Raw genomic sequence first — 13,893 nt, 5'->3', positions numbered from 1 at the left:
TAATTTACGCGGGAAGAATTTAACTTTTGATTGAGCAATTTATTCGTAAACAACCCAGAGGTACAGATGGAAGTCGACAGGTAGAAAGTCATGGTAGCAGATCTAAGATTTTTTCACGAACACAAGAACCCAAATCAATATGGCTTTGATGGCGATGGTGTGCGAAATGGAAAATATGAGGCAGAGATCAAATTTTATGCAGGCAACTACGCAGGCAGTGGTGTAACTGATGGTCATGCTGCGACCGGCGCTCGCTACAATATCACAGCTTATGCACCGAATGGTACTGAGCTGGGCGAGGTCGCTTCTGGCGCATTGACGCGCATGGCTTACGGAGATTTGGGAAGCTACTCCGCGAAACTAGATCATAGCGCAATCTATCGCGACTACCCTGAACTGATTGGCCAAAGGCTGACCTATAAGGTGAAGCTCGATAGTGAAGAACAGATTGACGAGCTGAATGAAGGCAACAATATCGCTACGTTCACTGGCGATCCATTGCCGGAAGTCGGAGTCGATTTGAAGTTTTTCCACGAGCACAAAAATTCAAGTCAATATGGATTCGAAAATGAGGGCGTGCGCAATGGAACCTACGAATCTGAGATAGTGTTTTATGCGGGTAATGGTGGAAATGATAGTCCGAGCACAGGCGCTCGCTACAACATCACCGCATTTGCACCTGATGGCACAGAGTTAGGTGAGGTCGCATCAGGCGCATTGACGCGCATCGCATACGGAGATTTGGGGCGCTACTCTGCGAAATTGGATCACAGCACTATCTATAGAGACCATCCTGAGCTGATTGGTCAGAGGCTGACTTATGAAGTGAAGCTCGATAGTGAAGAACAGATTGACGAGCTGAATGAAGGCAACAATATCGCTACGTTCACTGGCGATCCATTGCCGGCTTTGCCAATTGATCTTGAAATTAGCCATGTTTCTATCGAAGAAATGGGAGTATTAGATGGAGCCTTGAATGTATCTTTGACATTTGAGTATTCGATTGAAGATCTCCTCCTTTACCACGGTGAAGTAAACTACAAGGTCGAAATGATCGCGCCGGGACAAAGCTCTGGCACTGTCATATCTTCAGGTCAGATTGAAGCGCCACTCGGAGATAGTTCAGGTACTATCTCGATACCGGATGCGGCTGCTGCTATCTACAACGGTGGCGGAGCGCTTGACGAGACATACCGGTTCAGGGTGACCATCGATCCTGAGAATACGATCGATGAAACCAATGAAAACAATAATACTGGTGAGACTTCGCTGTTTGCACCGCTTATCAAACCAGATGCGTATGTGACGGAAGTCGACGCAGAAGGTGATGATACCTTTGTTTTCAAAGCCTCTCTCGGAGGTAACGATATCCTAAGCGCACCCGTTGAATATCAAATTGTGGCGAGTGCAGAAAAAGGTGGCCCCATTCTTGTCTTGGATTCCGGTGACACAACTCTGTTTGCAGGGGGGGACATGCAGGTCATACGGCTGAATGATGTCGACGACGCTCTAGCTGCTGCAGGAGGAAATCCAGCTACTGACAAGTACATCTTGACGGCAATCTTAGACCAAAACGCCAAGCTAGACGAGTTCAACGAATTCAACAATTTTGGCTCAGAAGTCTTTGACTTCGTATGATGCAGTAGCGCAATACGCTTAGGCGGAGCAGCTGGCGCCGCCGAGCACACAGAATTTGGCGCAGTGGGGGTGGTTGAGAAGCACGGGCTTCTCGGCCTCCTTGAGCGTCTGGCCAAGCTCAAACTCTTCGACATAGGGCAGCAGGGTGCAGGCGATCACCGCCGGGGCTTTGGAGCCTTTGCGGCGCACAACCATGCGTGAGCTTGCGCACATGATGTCGTTGGGGGATTTGTTGAGGATGCCCCAGCAGGCGGTGGTGATTTCCGGCACTTCCACGGTTTCGTCCATTTCCGGGAAGAGCATGGTTTGCGCCGGATGCTGCGGGTCGATCTCAAACCCGTGTTTGGCATAAAGGCGCGCGTATCCGGCGCGGGAGTCCGCATCGGACTCGCCCCAGAGGGTGCGGCCTGCAACAGTCATCTGAAAACCTTCGTCGCGCAGCCATTCCATGCCGAGGATCATGCGGTCAAAGGAGCCGGCGCCGCGTTCCTGATCGTGACGCTCCGGGTTCCAGTGGTCGATGGAAATGCGAAACGTGAGCTTGTCGCGGTAGGTTTCACGTAGCTCGAGAAGGCCTTCGCGGACACGTTTGCGCATCAGAGGCTGCATGGCGTTGGTGAGGATCAGCACATCATAGCCACGTTCCAGCGAGCGGCGGGTGATTTCGATCATTTCCGGGTTCATGAAAGGCTCGCCGCCGGTGAAGCCGATTTCGCGCACGTTCCATTCGCGGGCTTCCAGCTGATCGAGGTAGTCGCTCACCTCATCAGCGGTGATGTAGAGCAGATCGTCATTGGTGGGCGAAGAGAAGATATAGCAGTTCTCGCACTCTATATTGCAGAGCGTGCCGGTGTTGAACCACAGCGTTTCAGGGTTGTTGAGCGCAACATGCGCCCGATCTTCGCCTTTGGCGGTGATGAACGGATCCTGGAATTTGCCGAGATTTGCCTGATCTTTCATGAAACTGCCATCTGTTATGTGCCCAATGCCTCCTACCCAATGTTATAGGGCTTGACCATCCGTGCCGCAGCGCTTCTGACAGAGTTGTGATGCGCGCTTGCGGTGTTAGAGTGGCGATGTTAGACCACTCGAAAGCGTCGTTAGCGCTAACGATGTTGGGGCAATGAGACGGCGCCGCAGCGACGGTCCGAGCAGAAAGCAAGGGAAGAGGCCGCATGGTTTCTCGTATTATTCCAGTAGAGCCTTTTGATTTGGTGGTGTTTGGGGGAACGGGTGATCTTGCGCGGCGCAAGATCCTGCCGGCGCTGTTTCGGCGGTTTTGTTCCGGGCAGATGCCGGATGGCAGCAAAGTGGTGGGCGCGGCGCGCAGTGCGCTGAGCTCTGAGGCCTATCGCGCCACTGTGAGCACAGCGCTCAAGGAGTTTGCCGGAGAGCTGGCGCTGGATGACGCGCAGGTCGCGGCGTTTTGTGAGCATGTGGATTATGTGGCGGTGGATGCGCGGGGCGAGGGCGGCTGGTCTGAGCTGGCGGCGCTGTTGACGCCGGGCTCTGTGCGAGCGTTTTACTTCTCGGTTGGGCCGGGGGTGTTTTCCGATCTTGCCAAAGGCCTGAAAAGACACGGGCTGGTGGAAGATGACACGCGGATCGTGGTGGAAAAGCCCTTCGGTCATGATCTGGAGAGCGCGGAGGCGTTGAACAGCGAGCTAGCACAGTATTTTGACGAGGGGCAGATCTACCGGATTGACCATTACCTTGGCAAAGAGACCGTGCAAAACCTGATGGCGGTGCGCTTTGGCAATATGCTGTTTGAGCCGCTGTGGAACGCGCAATACATTGATCATATCCAGATCACCGTGGCGGAAACGGTCGGCGTGGCCGGGCGCGGCGATTACTACGAAAAATCCGGTGCCATGCGCGATATGGTGCAGAACCACCTGATGCAGCTGTTGTGTCTGATCGCGATGGAGCCACCGGCGCAGTTTGAGCCGGATGCGGTGCGTGACGAAAAGCTCAAGGTGATCCGCGCGCTGGACAATGTGCAGCCCCATCATATTGTGCGCGGCCAGTACACGGCGGCGGATGGCGCGGCGGCCTATCGTGAAGATGTCGACAATGCGCGCTCCAAAACCGAGAGTTTTGTGGCGCTGAAATGTCAGGTCAACAACTGGCGGTGGGCGGGCACGCCGTTTTATCTGCGCACCGGAAAGCGGCTGAGCGCGCGGGACAGCGAGATCACGGTGGTGTTCAAGGACACGCCGCATTCGATCTTTGGTCCCGAAGCCGGACGGCATCGCAATGAGTTGAATATTCAGCTGCAACCCAATGAAGGCATTACATTAAATGTGACCATCAAGGAGCCGGGCCCGGGAGGCATGCGGCTGGTGGATGTGCCGCTGGACATGAGCTTTGCGGAGGCTTTGGGGCCATCAGCCGAGGGCACGCCGGACGCCTATGAGCGGCTGATCATGGACGTGATCCGGGGCAATCAGACGCTTTTCATGCGCGATGATGAGGTGGAGGCGGCCTGGGCCTGGACCGATCCGATCATTCGCGGATGGGAAGCGCGCGGCGATGTGCCCAAACCCTATGATGCGTTCTCTGATGGGCCGGATGATGCGGAATTGATGATGCGGCGGGATGCGCGCGCATGGAGAGGTTTAGACAAATGAATTTCAAGAGTTACCCCGATGCCGATATGCTGGCGATGGATGTGGCGCAAGCGCTGGCGGGCGATCTGAGCGAAGCGCTGCACCAGAAGGAACGGGTTGTGTTGGCCGTGCCGGGCGGCACCACGCCGGGGCCGATTTTTGATGCGTTGAGCGCGGTGGATCTAGACTGGGAGCGCGTGGACGTGATCCTGACCGACGAGCGCTGGGTGCCAGAAGATCACGCGCGCTCCAATTCGGCGCTGGTGAAAGAGCGGCTTCTGACCAACCGCGCCATGGCGGCACGCTACCTGCCGCTCTATGCGCCTTCGGAGGTGCCCGAAGACGTTTTGCCAGAGCTTGAAGCAGGCATTGCGCCCTCGCTGCCGGTGGATGTGGCAGTGATGGGCATGGGCGCGGATATGCACACCGCCTCGCTTTTCCCGGGCTCAGAAGGGCTTGAGGCGGCGCTGGCTGCTGATGCGCCGATCCTGATCCCTGTGCGGCGCGATGATCTGCCTGACATTCGGATCACGCTGTCGGCACGGGTGCTGAATGGGGCCTTGCGCAAGCATATCCTGATCAAAGGGGTGGACAAACGCGAGGCGCTGAATGCGGCGCAGAGCCTGCCTGAGGTGGATGCCCCGATCCGCGCGGTCTGCGCGGGTGCCGATGTGCATTGGACGGAGTGAGTGAAATGTGGACCAAACTGGATGCCTTGAAGACCTACGCGCAAGATGCTCAGATTGCAGAGCTTTTTGCGGATGATCCTGAGCGCGCGGCGGGGTTTTCGCTGACGGCGGATGGGGTGCTGTTTGATTTCAGCAAGACCACGATCAACGCCGAGGTCAAGGCCGCGCTGATCGAAATTGCCGAGGCTGCGGGGGTGGCTGAGAAGCGGGCGGCCATGTTTGGCGGGGAAAAGATCAATGCCACCGAGGGCCGCGCGGTGCTGCATACGGCGCTGCGCAACCTGAGCGGCGCGCCGGTGGTTGTGGACGGCGAAGACGTGCTGCCGGAGATCAAAGAGACCCGCGCGCGGACGGCGAAACTGGCCTCTGCGGTGCGCGATGGGCGCTTTCCGGGGCAGGGCAAACGCATCACCGATGTGGTGAACATCGGCATTGGCGGCTCTGATCTGGGGCCTTTGATGGCGGTGTTGGCGCTGGCGCCGTATCACGACGGGCCGAAATGCCACTTCATTTCAAACGTCGATGGTGCGGACGCCACTGACACGCTGGACGGGTTGGACCCTGAAACCACGCTGGTGATTGTGGCCTCCAAGACATTCACCACGCAGGAAACGCTGATGAACGCGCGCACCGTGCTGAACTGGGCCGGTGGTGAGGCGGCTCTGGAGCGGTTTGTGGCGATTTCCTCCGCCGTGGAGCGCTGTGCCGAGTTCGGCATTCCGGCGGAGCGGGTGTTTGGCTTTGAGGATTGGGTTGGCGGACGCTATTCGGTCTGGGGGCCGATTGGCTTTTCGCTGATGCTGGCGATTGGGCCGACAGCCTTTGAGGGTTTCCTTGAAGGCGGGCAGGCGATGGATCGCCATTTCTGTGACGCGCCGCTGGCGGAAAACCTGCCTGTGCTGCTGGCCTTGGTGGGTATCTGGCATCAGCAGGTCTGTGGCTATGAGACCCGCGCGGTGCTGCCTTATGAGCAGCGGCTGGCGCGGCTGCCAGCCTATCTGCAGCAGCTTGAGATGGAGAGCAACGGCAAGGGGGTGGCAGTGGATGGCCAAACGCTTGACCGTGTGGCAGGGCCGATTGTCTGGGGTGAGCCAGGCACCAATGGGCAGCATGCGTTTTATCAGCTGATCCATCAGGGCAAGCAGGTGGTGCCTTGTGAATTTATTGTCGGTGCGGAGGGGCATGAGCCCGCGCTAAGCAGCCATCACCGTGCGCTTGTGGCCAATTGTCTGGCGCAGTCTGAGGCGCTTTTGAAAGGGCGCAGCGAGGCAGAGGCGCGCGCACAGCTGGAAGCGAAGGGCGTCTCGGGCGACACGCTGGATCAGCTGGCCAAACACCGGGTGTTCAGCGGCAACCGCCCCTCAACCACGCTTGTCTATCCACGGCTGACGCCCTTTGTGCTGGGGCAGATCGTGGCGCTTTATGAGCATCGCGTGTTTGTCGAAGGGGTGATCTATGGCATCAACTCCTACGACCAATGGGGCGTGGAGCTGGGCAAAGAGCTGGCGGGGGGATTGCTGGATGCCGTTGCCAGTGGTGACGCGCCAGAGGCGGCCTCCGCGTCCACCAAGGCGCTTTTGGCCTATATCCGCAGCTTTCACAGCTGATTTGGGTCTGGCCGCGCAGGGTTTACAGCCCGCAAGTGGCGACCAGATGTTCCTTACACGGTGAGTTTGAGCGCCGCGATCAGGGGCGCGTCATCGCGTGCCATGGTTTCAAGGATATCCTTGTGCATCCGGCGTTTGTGCTCGCCAAAGATCGCGCGCCCTTTGGCGAAAGTGGCGGCAAATTCCAGCGCCGCCGTCAGGGTCGCCTCTGCATCAGGGGCGGCGGTCAGCACGTGGTCGGTCTCAAGCTCTGCTGCAGTGACACGGCGGCCGGTCAGCTTCATTTCGTTGAAGCGGTATTCGGGAATGGCTTTGCGCACATAGGCGATCATGGAGGGCAGGAAGGGGATGTTGATGTCCACTTCCGGGAAGCAGAAATAGCCGCGATCCGCGCGCATGAAGCGGAAATCGCAGGCGCAGGCCAGCATCGCCCCATTGCCAAAGGCATGCCCTGTGATCGAGGCGATCACCGGCGTTGGAAAGGTCAGAACGCGGGCAAAGACCTCGTTCATGCCGTTCATGAAGGCGCGCATGTCATCGACTTTGCCTGCCTGTTTGGCGGCCATCAGCCAGTTGAGATCGACGCCCTGGGACCAGTTTTTCTCATCACTGGAAGTGATCACAACGGCGCGGATGGATTTGTCGTCCTCAGCTTGCTGCAAGGCATCCAGCATGGCTGTGGCGAAGGCCGGGTTCTGACGGTTTTCGCCATTGTTCAGCGTGAGGATCGCGGTTTTGCCGCGGGTTTCATAGGTCACGATAGACATGGAAGGCTCATAGGTTTGGATGTTTGCCGGAAACTTTACCTGCACGTCAGGTGGGCGGCAAACATGACCTTACGCAACATGGCCGAGACGCCGCGTAGCATTCCGGCAGGCGACATCAAATGGGGGGGAGTTGGAGCGGGTAGCGGGAATCGAACCCGCACCTTAAGCTTGGGAAGCTCGCATGATACCATTTCACCATACCCGCGCTCTGGTTGGCAGAGCTACTTCTAACCCGTCCGAAGGTCAAGTGGCGGGCGGGGCATTATTTTTGCCACGTGTCTGGCAGCGCAAGAGACCATTCTAAAATCACGGCAGATTGGGCGGATCATAGTCTGTGGCCGGGTCAGATTTGCGTTCCGCCACAGTGGGATGGATGTCTGAGCCTGGCGCAATGTAGCGGGGCTGGGCAAGGGGCAGGTAGTAGCCAAACCAGCCCTTTTGATCGGGGTGACGGCTTCGGCTGACCAGCCGGGGAAAGACCTCGAGAATGGGCCAGAATTTGCGCAGCTTCATCTGGCTGTGGATCGGGGCTTTTCCATCGGGTGAGGAGATCTCCAACCCCATGCGTTTGGTGACCTCATCCTCTTTGCCCTGCACATAGCGGTTGTAGAAAATATCGCGAAACAGCAGGGTGCTGTCGCTATCGAGGCCGTCAAGCTCTTCGCGCATCCATTGCATTGTTACTTTTGCGAGGCCGGCCTCTTTTTCGGTAACAGATCCAGCCACGTCGGTGTGGGTGCCGACAAACCAGACCTGTTTGACGTCCTGATCCGGTGGATCGGATTTCTTCTTGAAGCGGTTGCCGTAGTATTTCTGTCCAGGTTTCCAGAATTGATGGCGAAAAAAGCGGCGGGTTTCGTCGATGGCGAGCACGTGGCGCACGGCCTTGACGCTTGGGTTTTCATCCACGCTGGAATGGCTGCCAAATTCGATCAGGCTGCCCCATCTCAGGCGCAGTCGGATCATGGAGCTGACCGTGTCCCACAGGCCCAGAAAGCGGATCGAGGGGTGGCGCATGTGGAAGAACTGTTCGGAGATGCGCAGGGTGGCATAATCTTTGGAGTCGCTGTCGGTGCGCAGCTTGCGCCAGGCTTTGAACACCGGGCCGACCAGATGCAGCTCATGGGGCGCGACCAGACCGAAGTCATTGATAAAGCCCGCGAGCACACGCGCGGTGTAGGCGCCTCGGGAATAGCCAAAGAAATAGAGCTGGTCGCCTTCTCGGTAGTTTTCACAGAGGAAGGAATAGGCGTGCATGACGTTTTGGTGCAGCCCAAGGCCGGTGGCCAGCCCCAGAAGCAGTTTGATTTTTGAGAAATGGCTGCGCGCGAAAGGTCTGGTGGACAGGGTGCCGACGCCCGGCTCGTAATAGACAAGCTGCTGCTCGTCATGTTTGAGGCACTTGTAGAGGCGGAGAATGTTGCTTTCGTTTTTCTCAACCTCGTTGCCTGTGCCGTCCAGACAGATGATCAGTTTACGCACCATGAAACCCACTCCCTCACCAGTCTAGAGACTAGGCCTGAATGGGTTTGGCGACAATTCGGGAATGAGATACCTAGCGACCTCTGCGCGATCCGCGCGGCCATTGGGCTGGCCGCAGGGATCTGGGTTCTGTGTGTATCAGCCGCGCCGACGTCTGCGGCGTCCGCCGCCAGCGGCTCCGCCATCGCCACCACCTGTGTTGAAGCTCACCTCTGGCAGTTCGACCACGGTGCGCAGGATCGGGAAGGGATCAGAGGAGTTCGGCATGGCGGAGGCATTTACAAAATGCTCTTGAAAGCGCGGCTCCACGGCGGTTTCGATTTTCTCGATCTGGCGCACGAGGGTTTCGATCTGCCCGCGGGCTTCGCGGTCGAGCAGCGCAATGCGCGCGCCTGTGCCGGCGGCATTGCCTGCGGAGGTGACTTTCTCCAGCGTGCAATCCGGGATCATGCCCAGCACCATGGCGTGTTTGGCCGAAATATGCGCGCCAAAGGCCCCGGCGAGTACAACGCGGTCCACCTGATCGACGCCACGTTTGTCCATCAGCAGGCGCGCGCCGGAATAGAGCGCGGCTTTGGCCATCTGGATGGCGCGGATGTCGCCATTGGTGACGGTGACGGATTTCTGATCCGCGTCGCCTTCCCACAGCGTGTAGGAATTGGTGCGCCCGTCAGCAAAACAGCGGGAAGTGCCGGTTTGCTCAGCTGAGCCGATGAGGCCGGAGGCATCCACCAGACCGGCAAGGCGCATTTCGGCGATCACTTCGATGATGCCGGAGCCGCAGATGCCGGTGATGCCGGTGCCTGCGACAGCGGCGGCAAAGCCTTCGTCATCAGACCAGAGCTCACAGCCGATCACGCGGAAGCGTGGCTCTTTTGTGACGGGGTCAATTTCCACACGTTCGATGGCACCGGGTGCGGCGCGCTGGCCTGCGCTGATCTGTGCGCCTTCGAACGCAGGCCCGGTGGGGGAGGAACAGGCGAGCACGCCGTCTTTGTCACCCAAGAGGATTTCGGCGTTGGTGCCCACATCCACGACCAGAACGAGGTCTTCGGATTTGTCTGGGGCCTCGGAGAGCGCAACGCCTGCAGCGTCAGCGCCCACGTGGCCCGCGATACAGGGCAGCAGATAGGCGCGGGTGCCCGGTGCAATGGTGAGGCCAAGGTCAGAAGCCATAAGTTCGAGCGCGTCAGAGGTAGCAAGCGCAAAGGGCGCCTGGCCCAACTCAAACGGGTCGATGCCGAGGAACAGATGGTGCATCACCGGGTTCATCACAAAGACCGCATCGAGGATCTGGCTGGTCTCGATTTTGGCCTCCTGAGCGATGTCCACAACCAGCTGATTGAGACCTTCGCGCACGGCCTCAGTCATTTCCAAGTCGCCGCCTTTGTTCATCATGGCATAGCTGACGCGGCTCATGAGGTCTTCGCCAAATCGGATTTGCGGGTTCATGAGGCCGGAGGAGGCCACCACTTCGCCGGAGGAGAGATCACAGAGGTGGCCTGCGATGGTGGTGGAGCCAAGGTCAACGGCGAGGCCATAGATCGGCCCTTCGAAATAGCCGGGCCAGAGCGCGATCACGCGCGGTGTGCTGTCGTTGTGGCCCTGATGCAGCGCGGCGGTCACCGCCCAGTTGCCTTTGCGCAAGAGTGGCTGCAGCGGGCGCAGAAGGTGGGTGTCTAACGCGATTTCTGCATGGCCCGTGGCGGCCTTCAGCGCGGTCAGAAGCCGCTCCAGATCGCCGGAGGGCTTGTGCATGTCGGGCTCTTCCACCTCGACATAGGTGAGCGAGACGGTGGCGTTGAGCGTGATGTCACGCACCTCGGCGCGTTTGCGCACCACTTGTTTGTGGACCTGGCTCTCGGCTGGAACATCAATCACCACGTCACCCTGAACGGTGGCCTGACAGCCCAGGCGGCGGCCTTTGGTGAGGCCACGCTTGTCGTCATAGCGCTGTTCCACCGCGTTCCATTCCGAGAGCGCATCGTCGGCGACGGTCACGCCGTGCTTGGGAAATTCGCCATAAGATGGGGTGACCTGACATTTGGAGCAGACTCCACGCCCGCCGCACACACTGTCCAGATCGACGCCAAGCTGGCGTGCCGCGGTGAGGATTGGGGTGCCAACGGGAAAGGTGCCGCGCTTGCCTGAGGGGGTGAAAATCACAAGAGGATCGCTGCTCATGGGAGTGCCTTGGGTCTGTTCGCTTGCTTCAGAGCATATCTGCCGTTTGTGCAGAGAAATGACAAGGAGCGGCATCGAAGTGTCGCTTGGCGGCATGTTGGTCGGCAAAATGCTATTTGCACCGAGCATTGCCCCAGATAAGCCATTGATCCGCGTATTTGTGAGAAGATGAAGCGCTTGGGCGGATTAGGGGTTTTCCACAGGCGGAGGGCGTGCGATAGGGACGTGCCAAACGAGGTTCCCCAAAGGAGATTTGCGATGGAGATTCGTGAGGCGCTGACTTTCGATGATGTTCTACTGGTTCCAGCCGCGTCGGTGGTGCTGCCGTCTACGGCGGACACGCGCACACGGGTCACAAAGAGCATTGATCTGAACATTCCTCTGCTAAGCTCGGCGATGGACACTGTGACCGAAAGCCGGATGGCGATTGCCATGGCGCAGGCCGGTGGCATGGGGGTGATCCACAAGAACCTTGATGCGGAATCCCAAGCCCGTGAAGTGCGCCGGGTGAAACGCTTTGAGAGCGGGATTGTCTATAACCCGGTCACGCTGACCCCTAACCAGACATTGGCAGATGCCAAGGCGTTGATTGAGCGCTATCGCTTTACCGGTTTCCCAGTGGTGGACGAAGAAGGCCGCGTGGTGGGCATTGTGACCAACCGCGATATGCGCTTTGCCCAGAGCGATGACACGCCGGTACACGCGATGATGACCACCAATGATCTGGCGATGCTGGCAGAGCCTGCGGATTTGGAAGAGGCCAAGAGCCTGATGCGCGCGCGCCGGATTGAGAAGCTGTTGGTGCATGACGGGCAGGGCAAGCTCACCGGCCTGTTGACGCTGAAAGACACCGAGCAGGCTGTGCTGAACCCGACCGCCTGTAAAGACGAGCTGGGCCGTCTGCGCGTGGCTGCGGCCTCTTCTGTGGGTGACAGCGGCTTTGAGCGCTCTGAGATGCTGATTGATGCGGGGGTGGACATCGTGGTGGTCGATACCGCGCATGGTCACTCTGAAGGGGTGATCGAAGCGGTGAAACGCATCAAATCCCAAAGCAACGCGGTGCAGGTGATTGCGGGCAACGTTGCCACCGGTGACGCCACACGTGCCTTGATTGATGCAGGTGCGGATGCGGTGAAAGTGGGCATCGGGCCGGGCTCGATCTGTACCACACGGATGGTGGCCGGTGTGGGTGTGCCTCAGCTGACCGCGATTGATGACTGTGCGACCGCAGCCGGTGACGTGCCGGTGATTGCAGACGGCGGCATCAAGTTCTCCGGCGACTTTGCCAAGGCGATTGCGGCGGGTGCAAGCTGTGCCATGGTTGGTTCGATGATTGCGGGCACCGATGAAAGCCCCGGCGAGGTGATCCTCTATCAGGGCCGTTCGTTCAAATCCTACCGTGGCATGGGCAGCCTTGGCGCGATGGCGCGCGGCTCGGCGGACCGCTACTTCCAGAAGGATGCGGCAAGCGACAAGCTGGTGCCGGAAGGGATCGAAGGGCAGGTGCCTTACAAAGGTCCGGCAGGAACTGTGATCCACCAGCTGGTGGGCGGCCTGCGTGCGGCCATGGGCTACACCGGCAATGCCACCGTCGAAGAGATGCGCAAGAACTGCAAGTTTGTGAAAATCACCGGTGCGGGCCTGAAAGAGAGCCACGTGCATGATGTGCAGATCACCCGTGAGGCGCCAAACTACCGGATTGGCGGATGACGCCAGCGGCGCGCGTTCAGGCGGCGATTGAGGTTCTGGATCAGATCCTTGAAGGCGCGCCAGCAGAGAAAGCATTGACCGGCTGGGCAAGACGCAGCCGGTTTGCGGGCTCCAAAGATCGGGCAGCAATCCGCGACCATGTGTTTGATGCGCTGCGTCAGCGCAATTCGGCGGCCCATCTGGGCGGCGGGCTGAGCGGGCGCGGGCTGATGATCGGGGTTCTGCGGGCGCAGGGGGCTGATCTGGCGGCGTTGTTCACGGGGGCAGCCTATGCGCCTGCTGCTTTGGATGATACGGAAATCTCAGCTCCAACGACCGATCTGCCTTTGGACGTGCCTGATTGGCTGGTTGAGCTGTTACGAGAAAGTCTTGTTGAGCAATTTGGTGAAACGCTTGGGCAGATGCGTGCGCGTGCGCCGGTGTTTCTGCGGGTGAACCTTGCGAAATCCACTGTGGCAGAGGCGCAGGCAGCGCTTGCGGAGGCCGCTGTTATGACGCGCGCGGTGGCTTTGGTGCACACCGCGTTGGAAGTCACCGAAGGGGCGCGGCGCATTCGGCAGGCAGCACCTTATCTGAACGGTGCCGTGGAGCTGCAGGATGCGGCCTCCCAAGCGATGGTGGCGGAGCTGCCGCTGAACAAAGGTATGAAAATACTGGATTATTGCGCTGGCGGCGGGGGCAAAACCCTTGCCATGGCGGGGCAGGTGAAGGGGCAGTTTTATGCCCATGATGCGGCCCCGCGCCGGATGGCGGATTTGCCGGACCGGGCCAAACGCGCAGGCGTGAAAGTCACGCTGGTTGATGCGCCGCAGACACATGCGCCTTATGATCTGGTGCTCTGTGATGCGCCCTGTTCGGGCAGCGGAACATGGCGGCGCACACCGGATGCGAAGTGGCGATTTAGCCAAGATGACCTGGCCGATCTAACCCGAATTCAGGCGGAGATTCTGGATCAGGCGCAGAGTTTGGTCGCAGAGGATGGCGTGCTGGCCTATGCCACATGCTCTTTCCTTGAGGCTGAAAACATGGCGCAAATCAACGCCTTCCACGACCGTCATCCGGGGTGGGAGACGCTCTCGTCGCGGCAGTATTCATTCGCTGATGGCGGCGACGGCTTTTTTGACGCGGTTTTGCGTCGAAAATAAGGTAGAATAGATGAATCCTCAGTTATCGTTAATGCGTGATTAAGGATATTTCGCGCATATTA

10 protein-coding genes and 1 tRNA gene are annotated in these 13,893 nt (G+C 58.8%); 6 read left to right on the top strand and 5 right to left on the bottom strand.

The features are described from left to right. Positions 1-90: 90 nt before the first annotated feature. Positions 91-1,638: a CARDB domain-containing protein gene (locus tag J7399_RS13215; protein ID WP_209086783.1), complete on the top strand. Its 1,548-nt coding sequence runs from the start codon at positions 91-93 to the stop codon at positions 1,636-1,638. 18 nt (positions 1,639-1,656) lie between these two features. On the opposite strand, the gene J7399_RS13210 is transcribed toward J7399_RS13215, so the two are convergent. Continuing rightward, the gene (locus J7399_RS13210) at positions 1,657-2,598 is read right to left on the bottom strand and encodes a radical SAM protein (protein WP_209086781.1); all 942 of its coding nucleotides are present in this window, start codon (positions 2,596-2,598) and stop codon (positions 1,657-1,659) included. 215 nt (positions 2,599-2,813) lie between these two features. Here J7399_RS13210 and zwf point away from each other — a divergent pair, with 215 nt between their 5' ends. Genes zwf through pgi form a run of 3 tightly spaced genes read left to right on the top strand, consistent with a single transcriptional unit; the run spans position 2,814 to position 6,543 of the window. Next, on the top strand, positions 2,814-4,268 hold the full coding sequence (gene zwf, locus J7399_RS13205; RefSeq protein WP_209062948.1) for a glucose-6-phosphate dehydrogenase: 1,455 nt from the start codon (positions 2,814-2,816) through the stop codon (positions 4,266-4,268). After that, entirely contained in the window at positions 4,265-4,936 is a 672-nt protein-coding gene (pgl, locus tag J7399_RS13200) for a 6-phosphogluconolactonase (RefSeq protein WP_209086780.1), read from the top strand. The genes zwf and pgl overlap by 4 nt, the downstream gene beginning before the upstream one ends. Before the next feature lie 5 nt (positions 4,937-4,941). Next, a complete protein-coding gene (gene pgi / locus J7399_RS13195; protein WP_209086779.1) occupies positions 4,942-6,543 on the top strand; it encodes a glucose-6-phosphate isomerase in 1,602 nt (533 codons plus the stop codon). 53 nt (positions 6,544-6,596) lie between these two features. Here the strand turns inward: pgi and J7399_RS13190 are convergent, their stop codons facing one another. From J7399_RS13190 to J7399_RS13175, 4 genes are all read right to left on the bottom strand, one after another. Continuing rightward, positions 6,597-7,310 (bottom strand): enoyl-CoA hydratase/isomerase family protein, encoded by a 714-nt coding sequence (locus J7399_RS13190; RefSeq protein WP_209086778.1) that lies wholly within the window; start codon positions 7,308-7,310, stop codon positions 6,597-6,599. 131 nt (positions 7,311-7,441) lie between these two features. After that, positions 7,442-7,515, bottom strand: a tRNA-Gly gene (locus J7399_RS13185). 101 nt (positions 7,516-7,616) lie between these two features. Beyond that, entirely contained in the window at positions 7,617-8,795 is a 1,179-nt protein-coding gene (locus J7399_RS13180) for a DUF2235 domain-containing protein (protein WP_209086777.1), read from the bottom strand. 135 nt (positions 8,796-8,930) lie between these two features. Then, positions 8,931-10,976, bottom strand: a complete 2,046-nt coding sequence (locus J7399_RS13175) for an ASKHA domain-containing protein (protein WP_209086776.1) — start codon at positions 10,974-10,976, stop codon at positions 8,931-8,933. Between the two features lie 258 nt (positions 10,977-11,234). Between J7399_RS13175 and guaB the strand changes: the two genes are divergently transcribed. Both guaB and J7399_RS13165 read left to right on the top strand, forming a co-directional pair. Beyond that, on the top strand, positions 11,235-12,686 hold the full coding sequence (guaB, locus tag J7399_RS13170) for an IMP dehydrogenase (protein ID WP_209086775.1): 1,452 nt from the start codon (positions 11,235-11,237) through the stop codon (positions 12,684-12,686). Then, positions 12,683-13,831: an RsmB/NOP family class I SAM-dependent RNA methyltransferase gene (locus J7399_RS13165; protein WP_209086774.1), complete on the top strand. Its 1,149-nt coding sequence runs from the start codon at positions 12,683-12,685 to the stop codon at positions 13,829-13,831. The genes guaB and J7399_RS13165 overlap by 4 nt, the downstream gene beginning before the upstream one ends. Positions 13,832-13,893: the final 62 nt, after the last annotated feature.

Source organism: Shimia sp. R9_1, assembly GCF_017743775.1.
Classification (GTDB): domain Bacteria; phylum Pseudomonadota; class Alphaproteobacteria; order Rhodobacterales; family Rhodobacteraceae; genus Shimia.
The sequence above is the reverse complement of the archived record's forward strand: the minus strand, read 5'-3'. Positions and strand labels throughout refer to the sequence as shown.